Annotated in this window: 13 protein-coding genes and 1 pseudogene; 7 read left to right on the top strand and 7 right to left on the bottom strand. The window is 73.2% G+C overall.

Translation table 11 applies throughout. The features are described 5' to 3' along the window. The first annotated feature begins 129 nt into the window (after window positions 1-129). A complete protein-coding gene (locus AGRA3207_RS05075; RefSeq protein WP_231333382.1) occupies window positions 130-318 on the top strand; it encodes a DUF397 domain-containing protein in 189 nt (62 codons plus the stop codon). 8 nt (window positions 319-326) lie between these two features. On the opposite strand, the gene AGRA3207_RS05080 is transcribed toward AGRA3207_RS05075, so the two are convergent. Further along, a complete protein-coding gene (locus tag AGRA3207_RS05080; protein WP_231333383.1) occupies window positions 327-1184 on the bottom strand; it encodes a helix-turn-helix domain-containing protein in 858 nt (285 codons plus the stop codon). Window positions 1185-1452: 268 nt separating this feature from the next. Here AGRA3207_RS05080 and AGRA3207_RS05085 point away from each other — a divergent pair, with 268 nt between their 5' ends. After that, window positions 1453-2661 carry a cytochrome P450 family protein gene (locus tag AGRA3207_RS05085; protein WP_231333384.1) on the top strand — a complete coding sequence of 403 codons (1209 nt, stop codon included), beginning with the start codon at window positions 1453-1455 and terminating at the stop codon, window positions 2659-2661. Between the two features lie 9 nt (window positions 2662-2670). Here AGRA3207_RS05085 and AGRA3207_RS05090 read toward each other — a convergent pair whose 3' ends face one another. From AGRA3207_RS05090 to AGRA3207_RS05105, 4 genes are all read right to left on the bottom strand, one after another. After that, window positions 2671-3657 carry a cytochrome d ubiquinol oxidase subunit II gene (locus AGRA3207_RS05090; protein WP_231333385.1) on the bottom strand — a complete coding sequence of 329 codons (987 nt, stop codon included), beginning with the start codon at window positions 3655-3657 and terminating at the stop codon, window positions 2671-2673. A gap of 2 nt (window positions 3658-3659) precedes the next feature. Next, the gene (locus tag AGRA3207_RS05095) at window positions 3660-5030 is read right to left on the bottom strand and encodes a cytochrome ubiquinol oxidase subunit I (RefSeq protein WP_231333386.1); all 1371 of its coding nucleotides are present in this window, start codon (window positions 5028-5030) and stop codon (window positions 3660-3662) included. A 180-nt stretch (window positions 5031-5210) separates the two neighbouring features. Then, on the bottom strand, window positions 5211-6203 hold the full coding sequence (locus tag AGRA3207_RS05100; protein WP_231333387.1) for a DNA polymerase domain-containing protein: 993 nt from the start codon (window positions 6201-6203) through the stop codon (window positions 5211-5213). A gap of 60 nt (window positions 6204-6263) precedes the next feature. Then, a complete protein-coding gene (locus tag AGRA3207_RS05105) occupies window positions 6264-7223 on the bottom strand; it encodes a nitrilase-related carbon-nitrogen hydrolase (protein WP_231333388.1) in 960 nt (319 codons plus the stop codon). Between the two features lie 182 nt (window positions 7224-7405). Between AGRA3207_RS05105 and AGRA3207_RS40195 the strand changes: the two genes are divergently transcribed. After that, window positions 7406-7771, top strand: a complete 366-nt coding sequence (locus tag AGRA3207_RS40195; RefSeq protein WP_420830903.1) for an STAS domain-containing protein — start codon at window positions 7406-7408, stop codon at window positions 7769-7771. 126 nt (window positions 7772-7897) lie between these two features. On the opposite strand, the pseudogene AGRA3207_RS40200 reads toward AGRA3207_RS40195, so the two are convergent. After that, a pseudogene (locus AGRA3207_RS40200) lies at window positions 7898-8785 on the bottom strand (erythromycin esterase family protein); the annotation flags it as partial. 72 nt (window positions 8786-8857) lie between these two features. Here AGRA3207_RS40200 and AGRA3207_RS05115 point away from each other — a divergent pair. Beyond that, window positions 8858-11005 carry an alpha-1,4-glucan--maltose-1-phosphate maltosyltransferase gene (locus AGRA3207_RS05115; protein WP_273700005.1) on the top strand — a complete coding sequence of 716 codons (2148 nt, stop codon included), beginning with the start codon at window positions 8858-8860 and terminating at the stop codon, window positions 11003-11005. Here AGRA3207_RS05115 and AGRA3207_RS05120 read toward each other — a convergent pair. Then, window positions 10953-11792 carry an STAS domain-containing protein gene (locus tag AGRA3207_RS05120; RefSeq protein WP_231333390.1) on the bottom strand — a complete coding sequence of 280 codons (840 nt, stop codon included), beginning with the start codon at window positions 11790-11792 and terminating at the stop codon, window positions 10953-10955. The two genes, AGRA3207_RS05115 and AGRA3207_RS05120, sit on opposite strands and share 53 nt — an antisense overlap. Window positions 11793-12531: 739 nt before the next feature. Between AGRA3207_RS05120 and treS the strand changes: the two genes are divergently transcribed. The 3 genes from treS (at window position 12532) to AGRA3207_RS05135 (ending at window position 17209) form a co-directional block, all read left to right on the top strand. After that, window positions 12532-14355, top strand: coding sequence for a maltose alpha-D-glucosyltransferase (treS, locus tag AGRA3207_RS05125; RefSeq protein WP_420830870.1), 1824 nt, complete (start codon window positions 12532-12534; stop codon window positions 14353-14355). Between the two features lies 1 nt (window position 14356). Next, on the top strand, window positions 14357-15796 hold the full coding sequence (locus tag AGRA3207_RS05130; RefSeq protein ID WP_231333392.1) for a maltokinase N-terminal cap-like domain-containing protein: 1440 nt from the start codon (window positions 14357-14359) through the stop codon (window positions 15794-15796). 138 nt (window positions 15797-15934) lie between these two features. Continuing rightward, complete coding sequence (locus AGRA3207_RS05135) at window positions 15935-17209, top strand: C40 family peptidase (RefSeq protein WP_231333393.1); 1275 nt, start codon at window positions 15935-15937, stop codon at window positions 17207-17209. Window positions 17210-17254 lie beyond the last annotated feature (45 nt).

Genomic DNA, 17254 nt, shown 5'->3' on the forward strand with positions numbered 1-17254 from the left:
GGCGGCCGGTACGGCCGGTCCGCTGCCGGAAGGACGCCGGAACGGTATTCGACCCTCTTCCTGTCGGAGCGGGGATTCGTCCCCCGAACAGAAAGGTCGGTCGAAATGGATAAAATCGGAAACGGGAGCGTGCGGGGCTCACTGAAATGGCGCAAGAGCAGCCGGAGCGGGCCGCATGGCGAATGCGTCGAGATCGCCGTCGACGGGGCGGTGTTCTGCGTGCGCGACTCCAAGGACCCGGACGGCCCGATGGTCCGGCTGGCGCGCGCGGGACGGCTGGCGTTCGCCGAGGCGGTGCGCCAGTTCGCCGAGGGCTGACGCACCGGTCACTCCACCGGGACCCTGACGCGGGCGGCGAGCCCGGCGAGCAGCCCGCGGGCCTCGTCGCCGAACACCGCCATCCGGGCCAGCGCGGACCAGGTCCGCTCGTAGAGGGTGATCGAGTCGGGGTCGTGCACGGTGATGGCCGCGTGCACGGCCTCGATCGTCACGAAGGTGTCGTCGATGTCGTGCCCCTCGTAGATGACGAAGGCGTGCGAGACGTAGGCGAGGGCCTGCGCGCCGTCCGGGACGATGCCGATGGAGACGTTGTCCAGCGTGCTGAGCGAGGCGACGCGGTCGAGCTGGGCGGGCAGCAGCCGGTCGGCGTCCGGGCCGGGCCGCCAGCGCAGCGCCGCCTCGGCGATGAGGAACTCGAAGGCGCGGTCCTGCTCGTACAGCGCGAGCTGGCGGTCCATCCGGCCCGCCACCGCGGACGGCAGCCCCTCCGCGGCGCCCGGCAGCTGCGACAGGGCGAAGACCTGCCGGGCGTACTGGGCCGTCTGGAGCAGCCCGGGTACGGCCGAGGGCTGGAAGGTGCGCACCATGCGTGCTCCCGCCTCCCGCGTGCGGACCTCCTCCTGGCGGTGCGACGACGGGTCGCGCTGGGACGCCCGGTAGGCGTGGATCTCGGTGAACGCGCGCTCGGCGAGGCGGAGCAGCGACCTGCGCTGCCCCGGGGACGCGCCGGTCACGTCGGCCCACCGCTCGACCTGCGGGAGGGTCGGCATCGCGCCGCCCGCCTCGATGCGCGACACCTTCGACTGGCTGAGCCCCCCGATCCCCTCCGCCAGGCGGCGGCCGGACAGGCCCGCCTGGTCGCGGAGGCGGCGCAGCTCGGCCGCGAGCCGCTCCCGCTCTCCCATCCCCGTCCCCGACCCGTCACTATTCACAGCAATGCACACGCAATCATCGCGAGACGCGGCCGTCAACCACTCTGATGCAGATTCATTCGGACGATTCAGCGCCGCGGGATCTCGAGAGGCCCGGTGGGGCGGGCGCGGCGGCGCGTCCGGTAGCGCGTGGACACGCGTTCGGGAGAAGGAAACTGCATCGTCCCGGTGAGGTGGCGCCCGGCACGGCGCGCCGTACGTTGGCGGAGTTGCCCTTTCCGCGGCGTCTGGGAGAGCACCGATGGAGCGTCCGTACGTCATCGACCCGTTCGGCGACGACATCCAGGGCGAGGCCGCGAAGATACGGGAGCGGGGGACGGTGACGCCCGTGGAACTGCCCGGCGGGGTCGTCGCGTGGGCCGTGACCGGGCAGGAGTCCCTGAAGCGGTTACTGGCCGACCCGCGCGTCTCCAAGGACCCCGACCTGCACTGGCGGGCGTGGGCGGAGGGCGGGATCCCGGAGGACTGGCCGCTGCGCAACTGGGTCTCGGTCAGGAACATGTTCACCGCGTACGGCCCGGACCACCGGCGCCTGCGCTCGCTGGTCTCGCGGGCGTTCACGCCGCGCCGCACGGAGGCGATGCGCCCGTGGGTGGAGCACATCGCCCGCGATCTGCTCGACCGCCTCGCCGCGCTCCCGCCGGGCCCGGTCGACCTGCGGGAGGGCTTCGCCTACCCGCTGCCCATCGAGGTCATCTGCCGGTTGTTCGGCGTCCCGGACGGATCGCGCCCGGCCCTGCGGCGCGCCGTCGACGGCGTGTTCACCACCGCGCCGACCGAGACCTCCGGCCGGGAGGACATGTACGCCCTCCTGCAAGGTCTCGTCGACCGCAAGCGGAGCGCGCCGGGCGACGACCTGACCAGCGTCCTCATCGCCGCCCGCGACGACGACGGCTCCCGGCTCAGCGAGGACGAGCTGGTCGGGACGCTGATCCTGATGATCTCGGCGGGCCACGAGACGACCGTGAACCTGCTCGACCACGCGATCGCGGCCGTGCTCACCCATCCCGTCCAGCGCGGGCTGGTCCGGGCGGGGAGGGCCGGGTGGGGCGAGGTGATCGAGGAGGCGCTGCGCTGGCAGGCGCCCGTCGCGAACCTCCCGCTCCGCTACGCGGTGGAGGACGTGGAGGTGGACGGCGTGACGATTCCCAAGGGCGAGGCGATCCTCGCGGGGTACGCCGCCGCCGGGCGCGACCCCGTCCTGCACGGCCGCGACGCCGACGTCTTCGACCTGACCCGCCCGAACAAGGAGCATCTGTCGTTCGGGTACGGCGCCCACTTCTGCGTCGGGGCGCCCCTGGCCCGGCTGGAGGCCGAGGTCGCGCTCCCCGAGCTGTTCGGGCGGTTCCCCGGTATGGCGCTCGCGGTCGACCCGTCCGAGCTGCGTCCGGTGCCGTCGTTCATCTCCAACGGGCACCGCCGCCTCCCGGTCGCGCTGGCGCCGGGCTGACCGGCCGCGTCAGTCGCGCTGGAACGTCGAGTACAGCCACCACAGTGACGGCAGGAGCAGCGCGGCTCCGACGGCGAGGGAACCGAGGCTCGCCGCCAGCACGGCGTGCGTCGCCGCCGCGTCGTCCAGGTCGACACCGGGCAGCAGGTGCGGATACTGGCCGACGCCCCAGCCCCACAGCAGCCCGACCACGGCGAGAGCGGCCGTCGCGCGGACGGCGACGTAGGAGCGCCGCCACAGCAGGGCCAGGGACGCGAGGCCCGCCGTGATGGACAGCACCAGCAGCGGCAGCGCCCTCCCCGAGGTCAGCTCGTCGAACAGTCCGGGCGCGTCGGCGCGCAGGACGAGCAGGCCCGCCGCCGACAGGGCGCCGACGGCCGCGCCCGCGGCGAGGCCACGGCGGCGGAACCCCTCGGCCAGGGCGGTGTCACCGGCGCGCTCGGCGTCGCGGGTGAGGAAGACCGCGGCGAGGTAGGCGGCGGTGCCGACCGCGAGTGCGCCGCTGACCAGCGACGTCGGGTTGGCCCAGCTCGTCACCAGGTCGCCGCGCGCGACGCCGGGCGGGACGCGGCGGGAGGCGACCGCGCCCGCCACCGTCCCGAGGAAGAACGGCGTGACCAGCGAGGAGAACGCGAACGTCGCGCCGAACAGCCGCCGCTGCCGCGGTCCGGTGGCGACCTTGCGGAACGCGAACGCCGCGCCGCGGGCGATGATGCCGAGCGCGGCGAGCGTCAGCGGGACGTAGAGGGTGGAGGCGACCGCGGCGAACACGCCGGGCAGCCCCGTCCACGTGATGACGAGGACGAAGATCAGCCAGACGTGGTTGGTCTCCCAGACCGGGCCGATGGAGTGCTCGACCAGGGCGCGCTGCGGCCACCCGCGCTCGGCGCCCCCGGCGAGCAGGTCCCACACGCCGCCGCCGAAGTCGGCGCCGCCGAACAGGACGTAGGCGCTCAGCCCGGCCCACAGGACGGCCAGCATGATCTCCGGCAGCATCCTCAGACCACCGTGAAGCCGGTGACGTCGTGCTCCTGCGGCGCGATCGGGACGGGCTTGTCGCGGGCCATGCGGCGCAGCACGTACACCGACGCGACGGTGAGGACCGCGTACACGGCGGCGACGAGCGCGAACCCCCACACCAGGCCGGGCGCGGGATTGACCGCGTCGGCCGTGCGCAGCACCCCGTACACGATCCACGGCTGCCGCCCGACCTCGGTGACCACCCACCCGGCCTCCAGCGCGGCGACCGCGGCGACGCCCGACAGCGACGCGGCCCGCAGGAACCACGGCGTGCGCGGCAGGTCCCGGCGGCGCCACCAGCACAGCGCGAACCAGGCCGCGAGCGCGAGCATCGCGAAGCCGAGCCCGACCATCGCCTGGAACGCCAGGTGGACGACGTTGACCGGCGGCCGGTCCGCGCCGGGGACGCCGTCCAGCCCGGCGATCTCGGCGTCGGGGTCCCAGTGCGCCAGCAGCGACAGCCCATCGGGGATCTCCGCCGCGTAGCGCAGCTCGCCGTCCACGGCGATGCCGCCGATGTGCAGCGGGACGCCGCGCCCGGTCTCGTAGAGGCCCTCCATCGCGGCCAGCTTGACCGGCTGGTCGTCCGCGACGAAATGCGCCGACCAGTCGCCGACGGCGATCTGCGCGGGCGTGATGAGCGCGGCGACCGTGAACGGCAGCAAAAAACCGAGCCGGTGGTAGCGGTCGCGGCGGCCGCGCAGCATCGCCACCGCGTACACCGACGCCATCCCGAACCCGGCGACCATGAACGCCGCCAGGATCATGTGGACGGTCTGGGACGGCATCGCCGGGTTGAACATCGCCTCCCACGGCCGGACGGCCACGACCCGCCCGTCCTCGGTGTCGAAGCCGACCGGCCGCTGCATCCACGCGTTGGCGGTGACGACGAAGAACGCGCTGGCGACCCCGGCGGCGACGATCGGCAGGCCCGCCAGCAGATGCCGGCGGGGCGGCAGCCGGTCCCACGCGTACAGGTAGAGGCCGAGGAAGATCGCCTCGATGAAGAACGCGATGCCCTCCAGGGAGAACGGCAGCCCGATGACCTGCCCGTAGGCGCCCATGAAGCCCGGCCACAGCAGGCCCATCTCGAAGGACAGGATCGTCCCGGACACGGCGCCGACGGCGAACAGCACGCCCATCGCGCGCGCCCAGCGCCGCGCGAGGAGCCGGTAGGCGGCGTCGCCCGTCCGGTGCCCCCGCCATTCGGCGATCAGTGTGATGGCGGGCATCCCGACGCCGAGGCAGGCGAGCACGATGTGCCAGCCGAGGGACAGCCCCATCTGCGTCCGCGCCGCCCCGAGGTCCGCCCCGGTGGCGGCGGCCGCCCACTGCGCGCCCACCGGCATCCCACTCCCCCCGCGCCGCCTCCCGCGACGGCGGCGGCATACCCGTCCCGGCGGCCCCGCACGCGGCCCTTAAAGGATCATGGAAGAACCGTTGACCTCCGCCTTCCGCGCCCCACGGCGCATCCGGCGCCCCCGGCAAGCTCCCCGGCCCGGCGAGGGCCACCGATCACCCGGCGGGGGTCACGGTTCGGGCGATGGGGCGTCCGGGGGGTCGGCGGCGGCGCGGCGGGCGCGGGCGCGGGCGCGGCGGCGGCCCTCATGCATCGCCTGGACGCGGGCGATCGGGATCGCGCGTCCCTCCTCGACGAGGTCGGCGGGCAGGGGCTGCGGGGCGGGCATCAGCTCGGCCCAGGGGTCGCGGTCGCCGAGCAGGCGGACGGCGGTGCGGAGGGTGAACGCGGCGGGGTCGGCGCCGTCGAGCCCGTCCCAGGGAAGGGGGAACGAGACGGGGGTGCCCGGGCGGATCCGCGGGCTGTAGGCGGCGACGACCGTCGCCCCGCCCGCGCGGGTGGAGTCCAGGAACACCTTGCCCTCGCGGTCCTCGCGGATGAAGGCGGTGGTGGCGAGCGCGGGGTCGAGGCGCTCGGCGCGCGCCGCGAGGGCGCGGGTGGCGGCCGCGACGTCCTCGGCGGGGGCCGTCCCGTCGAGCGGGACGAACACGTGCACGCCCTTGGCGCCGCTGGTCTTGACGGCGCCCTCCAGTCCGGCGCCGGCGAGGGCGCGCCGCACCAGGTGCGCGGCGCCGACGACCGTGGCGAACGCGCCGCCGGACGGGGGGTCGAGGTCCATCACGAGGTGGGTGGGCCGGTCCCACGCCCCGGCGCGGACGAGCGGGGGGTGGTACTCGACCGCGCGCTGGTTGGCGAACCACAGCAGCGTGCGCCGGTCGTCACACAGCGCGTAGGAGACCTCGCGGCGGGACGTCTCGGCCCACACCCCGATCGTCTTGACGAAGGACGGCGTGTACTTCGGGACGTTCTTCTGCATAAAGGGTTTCTGGCCGCGCAGCACGCGGACCACCGACAGCGGCCGGCCTTCCAGCTGCGGGACGAGACGCCCGGCGACGGCGTCCAGGTAGTCGACCAGGTCGCGCTTGGTCGCCTCCGACCCCGCGAACAGCGGCTGGCCGAGGTTCGTCAGCGGCACACCGTCCCGCTCCTCATCGGCGCTCACCGTCCCAGCTTCGCACGCGCCGCCGACAGGGCCCCGCGCGGGCGCCGCCGGGCGGGCGGGTCAGCGGGGGCGCCAGGGGGAGGCCGGGTGGGTCGGGACGGGCGCGTCCGTGACCTGGAGGGCGTAGGCGGGCGGGTCCGAGCCGACGGGGCCCAGGTAGCCGTGGCCGGTGAGGTGGCACCAGGCGGGCAGGTCGATGGGCGCGGCCGGGTCGGTGGCGATCAGGTGGACGATGGTGCCGGGCGCCAGCTCGGCGAGGTGGCTCCGCAGCTCCAGCAGGAGGCGGACGCATGCCTTGTCCCCGCCGTCGATGACGACCGGGGGCCGGAACGCCGCGCGGACGGTCTCGCCGGGCCCGGGACCCGCCTGGGCCACCACGTCCCCGCCGGGGGCGCGGATGGCGGAGCGCCCGGCGGCCGGGTCGTGGCCGCCGGTGCGACCGGCGAAGCTGGCGACGGCCACCCAGACCCGCTGGGTTGCGGCGACGCGGTGGCCGCGCTCGTCCACGGTGGACGCGTCGTGGTCGCACACGCCGGCGAGGTAGGCGTCGATGCCGAGGGCGGCGGTCCCGGCGGCGTGCTCGGGGACGCCGGTGTCCTTGCAGATCGCGAGGCCGAGGCGCCAGCCGTCCACGGTGAGGACGGCCGGTCCGGTGCCCGGGGCGAACCGGGCGGTCTCGGCGGCCCCCAGCCACATCTTGCGGTAGACCACGGTCACCGCGTCGCCGACGGCCAGCATCGCGATGGAGTCGCCGCGGGCGCCGGGGCCCCCGGCGACGGGCGCGCCCGCCAGGGCCAGGGTGCCGGTCTCCCGGCAGGCGCCGGCGAGCGGCGCGAGACGCGGATCGTCCGGGGCGACGGCGGGGGCGTCCAGCTCGTAGCCGGTCAGGGACAGCTCGGGGAAGACCACGACGCGGGCGCGTGCCGACCGGACCACGTCCGCGTGCGCCCTGGCGTTGGCCCCGACGTCGCCGGGCGCGCATGCGGGCTGGGCCACGGCGACGGTGAGCGGCTCGCGCATGTGAGGACCCCTATGAACGGCAAACCCGGATCAATCGTAGTAAACGTCGGAGGGTTGGTGATGGTGGAGCGACTCCCGAGACTTGACCATCTCTTTCAGGTTTCGTCCAGCTTTGGGGCTTACAGTCGCAGAGAAGTACCCCCGACTGTCATCCAGGTGAGGAATCGACCTTGGGGCTGGGCATGGACCTCGGTGTAGCGCGAGTGGAGAGCACGGAGACCTGCGGTGTGCTGGTGTTCCCCGCCGAGGTCGACCTGAGCAACGGCGAGGCGATCCTGGCCCAGGCCGTCGGCCTCCTCGACGCGGGGGTGCCGGGCCTCATCCTCGACCTGACCGGCTGCACGTTCTGCGACTCCAGCGGGCTGAACGTGATCACCCGCTCGCAGATGCGGGCGTCGGAGCTTGGCGTCCCGATGTGGGTGGTGCTGCCGCACCGCGGGATCGTCCGCCGGGTGTCGGACGTGGCGGGGCTCCAGCGCCGCGTCGCCATCGCGCCCGACGTGGCCACGGCCCGCGAGGCGCTGGCCGTCCCGTACCCCCTGAACTAGCGCAGGAGCTTCGCGGCCGTGACGCCGCGCAGGTGGATCACGGTGTCGAACGCGCGGCCGAGCGCGATGGACGAGGGAGCGCGCGTGCTGGAGCGTCCACTCGAAACGCGACGCCCTCCCGGACGGGCCGGCCCCCGAGGACGGGCGGAGCCGTGCCAGCAGGCCGTGCGCCTCCGCGGCCTGACCGGCGATCTTCTGGCGCTCGGCGACGGACAGCGCCATGTAGGCGTCGCCGTCCTTCACCCCGCGGAGGTCCCGGTACCGGGCCTCGAACCCGGGCAGATGGGCGGGATGGCGGTCGCGGACGTAGCCGGTCACCTTGGCCGCCAGCTCGGTCCCGAGCGTCGGGTAGTTCAGGTCGTCGCCCATGAACCGCACCCGGCGGTGCCCGCGCGCGTTGCACGCGCGCATCCACAGGAGCATGTCGAGGAACTCGCGGGTGCTCCACGGCACCCTGGAGCCGAACTCCTCCTCGATGATCGCGCGGGGGTCGCCTGTGCCGTGCACGACGTAGTCGTCCAGGCGCAGCCCGGTGCTCCAGCTCGACTCGATCGCGAACGTCGTGAAGCCGTGGTGCCCGACGAGATGGCGGAAGATCCGGTGCTTCATCGTGAAGAACTCGTGCGAGCCGTGCGTCGCCTCCCCGGCGCCGACCACGGCCGCGCCGCCGACCGCGCGGCCGAGGGCGCGCAGGTCGCCGGGCCCGCCGGACGGCTCGGTCGAGCGCAGCGGGCGCGCGTGCCGGTCGAGGGCCGGGACGGGGCCGGGGCGCCCGTCCGCGGCGGCGGCGCGGGTGGCCGGCACGCCCGGCACGGCGAGCAGCGAGGCGGCGAGGAAACGGCGGCGGGACGGCGGGAGCGGTCTCATGCGTCCAGCCTGGCCGCGGCCGGGCCCCCGCCGCCATCGGGCTGCCCCCCGGCCGGCGGGTGTGGCCGGCCCTAGGGCGCGCGGGCCGGGGATCTCTTTGCATGATCTTGTCGCCCGGCAGACGCCCGGGACTTGAGGACGGGGCATGGATGCCCTTGGTACATCTCCGGGAGGGGCGCCTCACGGGGGACGCGCATCCTGAGAGGCGGGAGCGGGGGCATGCGGGGGAAGGCGGAGGCCGGGCTGGGCCGCATCCCGATCCTGGACGTGTCGCCGGTGGTGGATGGGGGCCGGTGGCCGGCGAAGGCGGTGTCGGGGGAGACGGTCGAGGTCGCCGCGACGGTGTTCCGTGAGGGGCACGAGATGCTGGGTGCGGCGGTGGTGCTGCGGACGCCGGAGGGCGAGGAGCTGCCGCCGTCGCGGATGGCGGAGGTCGGTGAGGGGCTGGACCGGTGGGCGGCGCCGGTGACGCCGGGCGAGCCGGGGTCGTGGTCGTTCCGGGTGGAGGCGTGGGGCGATCCGGTGGCGCACTGGCGGCGTGACGCGGAGATCAAGGTGCCGCGCGGCCAGGACGTCGAGCTGATGTTCGCCGAAGGCGCGGCCCTGGTCACGCGGGCGGCAGGCCGGCTGACCGCCGGGGACCGGCGCGTCCTGGCCCGGCTGTCCCGCACGCTGTCGGACGAGAACGCCGACCCTCTGGGCCGTCTGGACGCGGCCAGGCACCCCGCCGTCCTGGACGTGCTGGAGCGGCATCCGCTGCGGGACCTGCTGACGGTGAGCGAGTGGTTCCCGCTGGCCGTGCACCGGCAGCGCGCCCTCACCGGCGCCTGGTACGAGTTCTTCCCCCGCTCAGAGGGGGCACTGCTCGACCGCAAGGGGCGGCGAGGACCGATGTCGGGGACGCTCCGCACGGCGATGAAGCGGTTGCCGGCGATCGCCGAGATGGGTTTCGACGTCGTCTACCTGCCGCCGATCCACCCGATCGGGACGACGTTCCGCAAGGGCCCCAACAACACCCTGGACGCCGGGCCCTACGACCCCGGCTCTCCCTGGGCGATCGGCTCGGCCGACGGCGGCCACGACGCCGTCCACCCCGACCTGGGGACGATGGAGGACTTCGACGCCTTCGTGGGCTATGCGGGGGACCTGGGCATGGAGGTGGCCCTGGATCTGGCATTGCAGTGTTCGCCCGATCATCCCTGGGTGAGTGAGCATCCCGAGTGGTTCACCACCCGCGCCGACGGCACCATCGCCTACGCCGAGAACCCGCCCAAGAAATACCAGGACATCTACCCCCTCAACTTCGACAACGACCCCGAGGGCCTGTACACCGAAGTCCGCCGCATCATCCACCACTGGATCGGCCACGGCGTGCACATCTTCCGCGTCGACAACCCCCACACCAAACCCGTCCCCTTCTGGGAACGCCTGCTGGCCGACATCGCCGCCACCCACCCCCACGTGCTCTTCCTGGCCGAGGCCTTCACCCGCCCCGCCATGATGCACACCCTGGCCAAAATCGGCTTCCACCAGTCCTACACCTACTTCACCTGGAAGAACTCCGCCGACGAACTACGCGACTACTTCACCGAGCTCACCGGCCCCGCCGCCGCCTACATGCGCCCCAACACCTTCACCAACACCCCCGACATCCTCAGCGAATACCTCCAGCACGGCGGACCCCCCGCCTTCGCCATCCGCGCCATCCTGGCCGCCACCCTCTCCCCCGCCTGGGGCATCTACACCGGCTACGAACTCCACGAGAACACCCCCGTCCGCCCCGGCAGCGAGGAATACCGCGACTCCGAGAAATACCAGTACCGCCCCCGCGACTTCGACGCCGCCGACCGCCACCACACCACCCTGGCCCCCCTCATCACCCGCCTCAACACACTGCGCAACACCCACCCCGCCCTCCAGCAACTGCGCAACCTGCACTTCCACACCATCGACCAACCAGAACTCCTGGCCTACTCCAAACACCACCCCACCGGCGACACCGTCCTGACCGTCATCAACCTCAACCCCCACCACCCCCGCGAAGCCACCCTCCACCTCGACCTCCCCGCCCTCGGCCTCCCCGACGACCCCGACCACCCCCACACCGTCACCGACCAGCTCACCGGCGCCACCTACACCTGGCACCGCTCCAACTACATCCGGCTCGATCCGCATACGCAGCCCGCGCACATCCTGACCGTCGACACGGACGGCGGACGCGGGCGGGCCGGCGGGTGCCCGTCCGGCAGCGGGACGGGAACGTCGGGCCGGCGGGCGGACGGCGCGGGCGCACGCCTCCCGGAACGGGGCCGGGTCAGATCGGTCCGGCGGCCGTCCGGCGGGTCCCGGCCCTCCGGCACGCGGTGAAGACCGGGCCGAGGCCCTCGCGGTCGATGATCTCGCGGAGCCGGACGGGCGGCGCCGGCAGCGACAGGCAGCCGCCCTCGGCCGCGACGCGCCACCGGATGCCGAGCAGGATCGGCAGCGGGTCGCAGCGCAACCCGAGCCGCTCGTGCATCCGCACCATGAGGTGCCGCAGGTTCCCCTCGACCAGCGTGGTGAGCGTCTCGCCGAGCCGCCGCACCGTGATCCGGTCGAGCACGCCGGACAGGTGGACGACCGTGTGGTCGCCGTCGCCGGCCTCCGTCGTGGTGATCACTAATTCGGCGGCGGCCGCCGGGGCCGGGGACAACCCGGTGTCACCGGGGTGCATCGCCCTGATCGCGTCCAGGACGTGCGCCGTGTCCACGGCCGTCGGGGCGCCCGCCGGCGGCGGCGCGGCCGTCGCCGCCGCCACGTCCGGGAACACCGGGACGATCTGGGCGAGGCCGGTCAGGTGGAGCGCGCGCCGCACCGGTCCGTCGAGCGCGGGGACCACGGCGCGCAGCGGGCACCCGAGCAGCTGCGCGCGGGTCTCGGTGCGGGCCAGCAGGACCAGCCCGGAGGCGTCCAGCAGCACCGAGTCGCCGAAGTCGACGACGACGCCGCTGCGGCGCCGCCCGGCGGCCGCCGTCCCCGAGGCGAGGGACAGCGCCCGGCAGATCCCCTCCCTGATGCCCGCGTAGTTCTGCCAGCTGACCTGCGCGGGCAGGCTGAGCACGATGAAGCCTCGCCGGGTCCCGATCTCCAGGCCCGGCACGGTGGTGTCTCGCATAGGTCACATCCCGATAGGAGTTCGAGCGGCCACGCGGGCCGGGCTGGGCGGAGCGGACGGCTCCCCGGAGGCCCGCGCACCGGGCCGGCCGGACGGCCGCTTCCCCTCCGGATAGGGCGGGCGCGCGCCCCGTACGACGCCCGTCAGCCGGGACGCCGCGAGGCGCTCGATCGTCCGCTCCTCTGGCTGCACTCCGAGGTGCGTGCAGCAGCACCACAGGTCGTCCACGCAACGGCGCACGTGCTCAGCCGGAATGTCGGCGAAGCGAACACGCAGCCGCGCTATGAGGTCATCGCGCGTCGGTACGACCGATGGCGACATCTCCCAGCGCTCCACTGTCCCTCCGATCGCTTGGGACGAACGTCCTTCTTCGTCCGGCCGTCATCGACTGCCGGCCGGCAGGCTTCGAGCTTGGAAACGACCTACCCGAGGCCCTTGGCAGAAAAAGTGACGAAGCTAAAAACACGGACATGACACAGCCGTCGCGCGGCAAGCAGCGGCACGCCCGACGTCCAGCGACGCACCGGTGGAAATGGCGGCTGTTTTGCCCGGCTTGCCCGCCCGATGGCCGGGCCGGGCCGCGCGATGACCTTGTCCCGCCGCCCCCAGACGGCCGATACCGGCGCGATTGTTACGGTGCGTACACACTCTTTTACGGATGGTTGCGTGTCGCGGACGTCCCGGACGCGGTCCGGGGGAATTGCTGATCTAGACGTCTTCGACACACCCGGGGTGGCTCATGCCTGTCCAGAAGAACCTCGCCAGCGGCGCGTCCGGCCAAACGACAGCCGCAGGCGCCGGTCAAGGGGCCGGGCGGGACGGGGCGCCGGTGACGGAACCGGTCGTCGATCCGTTCGGGACCACGACCCGGAGGCAGCCGCACTGGTTCAAGACGGCGGTGTTCTATGAGGTGTCGGTGCGGGGATTCGCCGACTCCAACGGCGACGGCTACGGCGACCTGCGCGGCCTGATCAGCAAACTCGACCACCTGCAATGGCTGGGCATCGACTGCCTGTGGCTGCTGCCCATCTACCAATCACCCCTGCGCGACGGCGGCTACGACATCGCCGACTACACCCGCATCCTGCCCGACTTCGGCGAACTCGGCGACTTCGTCGACCTCATCGAACAAGCCCACGCCCGCGGCATCCGCGTCATCGCCGACCTGGTCATGAACCACACCAGCGACGCCCACCCCTGGTTCCAGGCCTCCCGCACCGACCCCCACGGCCCCTTCGGCGACTTCTACATGTGGGACGACACCGACACCCGCTACCCCGACGCCCGCATCATCTTCATCGACACCGAATCCTCCAACTGGACCTACGACCCCGTCCGCGGCCAGTACTACTGGCACCGCTTCTTCTCCCACCAGCCCGACCTCAACTACGACAACCCCGCCGTCCAGGACGCCATGCTGGAGGTCCTGCGCTTCTGGCTCGACCTGGGCATCGACGGCTTCCGCCTGGACGCCGTCCCCTACCTGTACGCCCGCGAAGGCACCACCTGCGAAAACCTCCCCGAAACCCACGCCTACCTCAAACGCGTCCGCGCCGAAGTCGACCGCCTCTACCCCGACCGCGTCCTGCTCGCCGAAGCCAACCAATGGCCCGCCGACGTCGTCGAATACTTCGGCGACCCCGCCGCCGGCGGCGACGAATGCCACATGGCCTTCCACTTCCCCGTCATGCCCCGCATCTTCATGGCCGTCCGCCGCGAGCAGCGCTACCCCATCTCCGAGATCATGGCCCAGACCCCCAAGATCCCCGACTCCTGCCAATGGGGCATCTTCCTGCGCAACCACGACGAACTCACCCTGGAGATGGTCACCGACGAAGAACGCGACTACATGTACACCGAATACGCCAAAGACCCCCGCATGAAAGCCAACATCGGCATCCGCCGCCGCCTGGCCCCCCTCCTGGACAACGACCGCAACCAGCTCGAACTCTTCACCGCCCTGCTGCTGTCCCTGCCCGGCTCCCCCGTGCTCTACTACGGCGACGAAATCGGCATGGGCGACAACATCTGGCTCGGCGACCGCGACGCCGTCCGCACCCCCATGCAATGGACCCCCGACCGCAACGCCGGCTTCTCCCGCTGCGACCCCGCCCGCCTCTACCTGCCCGTCATCATGGACCCCATCTACGGCTACCAGGCCGTCAACGTCGAAGCACAAGCCCACAACCCCGGCTCCCTGCTCCACTGGACCCGCAAAATGATCGAAATCCGCCAGCGCCACCCCGTCTTCGGCGTCGGATCCTACGTCGAGCTATCGGCCTCCAACCCCTCCGTCCTCGCCTTCACCCGCGAGATCGGAGAAGGCGACACCGAATTGGGCGGCGTGGACACCGTCCTCTGCGTCAGCAACCTGTCGCGTTTCCCGCAGCCGGTGGAACTGGACCTGCGGCGATTCGAGGGCTACTCCCCCATGGAATGCATGGGCGGTGTGCAGTTCCCGGCCATCGGGGAACTGCCCTACCTGCTGACGTTGCCGGGCCACGGGTTCTTCTGGTTCGAGCTCACTCCGCCGGACGACGTGGACGCCGAGAGGGCCGTCTGACGTGCTGCCACCCGAGGGCGTCCTCACGCGGGACCTCGCCGAGTGGCTGCCCCGGCAGCGGTGGTTCGGCGGCAAGGACGGCCCCATCGACCACCTCACCATCGGCACCACCACCCAGCTGCTCACCGGCGACCCCGCCCTCCACCACCTCGTCCTCGACGTCCACCAGAACACCACCACCGACCACTACCAGCTCCTCCTCGGCACCCGCCACCACCTCCCCGACCGGCTGCGGCACGCCGAGATCGGCGCTCCCCCCGAGGACGGCGCGGACGGCGCGGACGGCACCCGGGCGCGCCTCTACGACGCCGTCTACGACGCGGACCTGACCCGGACGCTCCTGGACGGGCTGGCCGCCGAGGCGTCGGTCGGCCCGCTGCGCTTCCGCCGCGCCGGCGGCGCCGGCATCCGGACCGACCTGACGAGCCTGCCCATCACCACCGAGCAGAGCAACACCTCGCTGCTGTTCGGCGACGACTACATCTGCAAGCTGTTCCGGCGGCTGAGCAGCGGCGTCAACCTCGACCTGGAGGTCAACCTCGCGCTGACCCGGGCCGGGTGCGCGCACGTCCCGGCCGTCCTCGGGTGGATCGAGCTGGAACCGCGGGACGGCGGGGACGGGGAGCCGGTCACGCTCGGGCTGCTCTCGGACTACCTGCGCACCGGCGCGAACGGCTGGAGCCTCGCCATCGCCAGCGTCCGCGACTGGTACGCGCACACGATGCCGCCGGGCGAGGACGAGTGGGCCGAGCTGGACGCGAGCGCCGCCGGCGGCGACTTCGCGGCCGAGGCCGGGCGGCTCGGCGCCGCCACCGCCGAGGTGCACCGGGCGCTCGCCGACGCGTTCGGCGTGACGACCGTCCCCGCGGACGAGGTGCGCGCGATGGCCGCGCGGATGAACGCCGAGCTCACCGCCGCCTGCCGCGCCGTCCCGCCGCTGGCCCCGCACGCCAAGGCCCTGACCGGGGCGTTCGTGGACCTGGCGGCGCAGGCGGCGCCGCTGCCGGTGCAGCGCGTCCACGGCGACTACCACCTCGGGCAGGTGCTGCGGACCGAGTCCGGCTGGACGCTGCTGGACTTCGAGGGCGAGCCCGCCCGGCCCCCGGCCGAGCGCCGCGCCCTCGCCCACCCGCTCCGCGACGTCGCCGGGATGCTGCGCTCCTTCGAATACGCCGCGCGGTTCCTCGTCACCAAGGCGGGCGCCGTGCCGGCCGAGTCCGGCCGCAGCCTGGAGACCCGCGCGCACGCCTGGGCGGCCCGCAACCGCGCCGCGTTCTGCCGCGGCTACGCCTCCGCCGGGGGGGCCGATCCCGCCGCGCACGCGTCGCTGCTGCGCGCGTTCGAGTTCGAGAAGGCCGTCTACGAGGTCCGCTACGAGGCGCGGAACCGGCCGTCCTGGCTGCCGGTCCCGCTCCGCTCGCTCGCCCATCTGACCTCATGATCAAAGACACGAAACGCCCGCCCAAATTCCGGGCCATGATCATGTAAAATCGGGACGTGCTCCCCATTCCGCTCCGATCAACGGGTACCCGAACTGTCGGCAGCAGATCATCCGACATCACGAAAACGGAGCACACGAATGTGCGAAGCACGCCACTCGGATCGGGAGAGCCGCCGGACCCGGGTATTCCCCGGCCGGCCCCGCCACGGCGGGACGGGCGAACGAAAACAGAGGATCGTCCGGACGGCGGTCATCGCGGCCGCCACCGGCATCGCCGTGAGCCTCCCGGCCGGCACGCAGGCGCTGGCACAGCTGAATCCGGTCGTCCTGAAGAGGCTCGATCTGGACGCGGCGACGCTGAGCAAGGTCAAGGCGTACGACCGGTACCGCACCCGCGAGGCGGATCAGAAGGAGAAGGCGAGGAGGGCCCTGTCCTTCGCCCGCAAGCAGATCGGCAAGCCGTACCGGTGGGGCGCCGCAGGCCCGCGGGGGTACGACTGTTCGGGACTGGCGATGGCCTCGTGGCGCAAGGCGGGGGTGAGGCTGCCGCGCGTCACCTACTCCCAGTACGCGGGAGTGCGGCGCAAGGTGCGCCTCAAGGACCTGCGCCCCGGTGACCTGATCTTCTTCCACGGCCGCAGTCACGTGGGGATCTATCTCGGCGGCGGGAGGTTCCTGCACGCCCCGAACCGCGGCTCCACCATCCGGATCGACAGGCTCGGCGCCGCGCGCAAGAGGCAGTTCGCCGGGGCCGTGCGTCCGGGGGCGCCCGCCTACAAGAAATGGTCGCCGTCCATACGTGAACTGGTCGACAAGATCGACCGGATGAGCGCGCAGGAGGACGCCGCGCAAAAGGACGAGACCGAGGCGCAGCCGTCCGAAACCACGGCCCCGGTGTTCCCGGGGATAGGCGAATTCCAGATGGACGGCAGGAAGTCCGGGACGGCCGGCGGCGGCACGCCCCCGGCCGTCGCCCCGCCGCCCGACCCCGACCCCGACCCCGGGGCCGGGGCCGGGCCCGCGGACGCCCCGGGGGCCGTCGAACCGGGTCCCGCGGTCGAACCCGAGCCCGGGCCCGCGGCCGAACCCGATCCGGCGGCCGAGCCGGGCCCCGCGGCCGAACCGGGGACCGGGCCGGAGTCCGAGCCCGTGGCCCCGCCCGCGGCCGACGACGAGCCATCCGACATCGAGACGCCCGCGATCGAACCGCGGCCCGCGACGTCGGGTCCGGTCCGCCCGCGTCCCGCGAGGCCGCACGGGACGCACCAGAAGCCGCGCGCGCCCGAGAACCTCGGGAAGCCCGCCGCGGGCGCCCGGCCGGAGGCTCCGGCGCCCCGTCCGAGGTCCGGTGTCCGGTCCTGGACGACGCTCGCGGACGAGACGGCACCCGAGACGGCGGCCGACGGCGGCTGACACCTGCCGGCCCGCAGGGCCCGGCCGGACGGGACGCACACGCGT

It is taken from the genome of Actinomadura graeca (assembly GCF_019175365.1).
Classification (GTDB): domain Bacteria; phylum Actinomycetota; class Actinomycetes; order Streptosporangiales; family Streptosporangiaceae; genus Spirillospora; species Spirillospora graeca.

Coding starts and splice junctions, on each gene's coding strand:
- AGRA3207_RS05095 (WP_231333386.1), bottom strand. CDS start 5,030: ATGCCGGTGGGCGCGCAGTGGGCGGCCGCCGCCACCGGGGCGGACCTC.
- AGRA3207_RS05115 (WP_273700005.1), top strand. CDS start 8,858: ATGCGGGGGAAGGCGGAGGCCGGGCTGGGCCGCATCCCGATCCTGGAC.
- AGRA3207_RS05135 (WP_231333393.1), top strand. CDS start 15,935: ATGTGCGAAGCACGCCACTCGGATCGGGAGAGCCGCCGGACCCGGGTA.
- AGRA3207_RS40195 (WP_420830903.1), top strand. CDS start 7,406: ATGGACCTCGGTGTAGCGCGAGTGGAGAGCACGGAGACCTGCGGTGTG.
- AGRA3207_RS05085 (WP_231333384.1), top strand. CDS start 1,453: ATGGAGCGTCCGTACGTCATCGACCCGTTCGGCGACGACATCCAGGGC.
- AGRA3207_RS05090 (WP_231333385.1), bottom strand. CDS start 3,657: ATGCTGCCGGAGATCATGCTGGCCGTCCTGTGGGCCGGGCTGAGCGCC.
- AGRA3207_RS05120 (WP_231333390.1), bottom strand. CDS start 11,792: ATGCGAGACACCACCGTGCCGGGCCTGGAGATCGGGACCCGGCGAGGC.
- AGRA3207_RS05080 (WP_231333383.1), bottom strand. CDS start 1,184: ATGGGAGAGCGGGAGCGGCTCGCGGCCGAGCTGCGCCGCCTCCGCGAC.
- AGRA3207_RS05105 (WP_231333388.1), bottom strand. CDS start 7,223: ATGCGCGAGCCGCTCACCGTCGCCGTGGCCCAGCCCGCATGCGCGCCC.
- treS (WP_420830870.1), top strand. CDS start 12,532: ATGCCTGTCCAGAAGAACCTCGCCAGCGGCGCGTCCGGCCAAACGACA.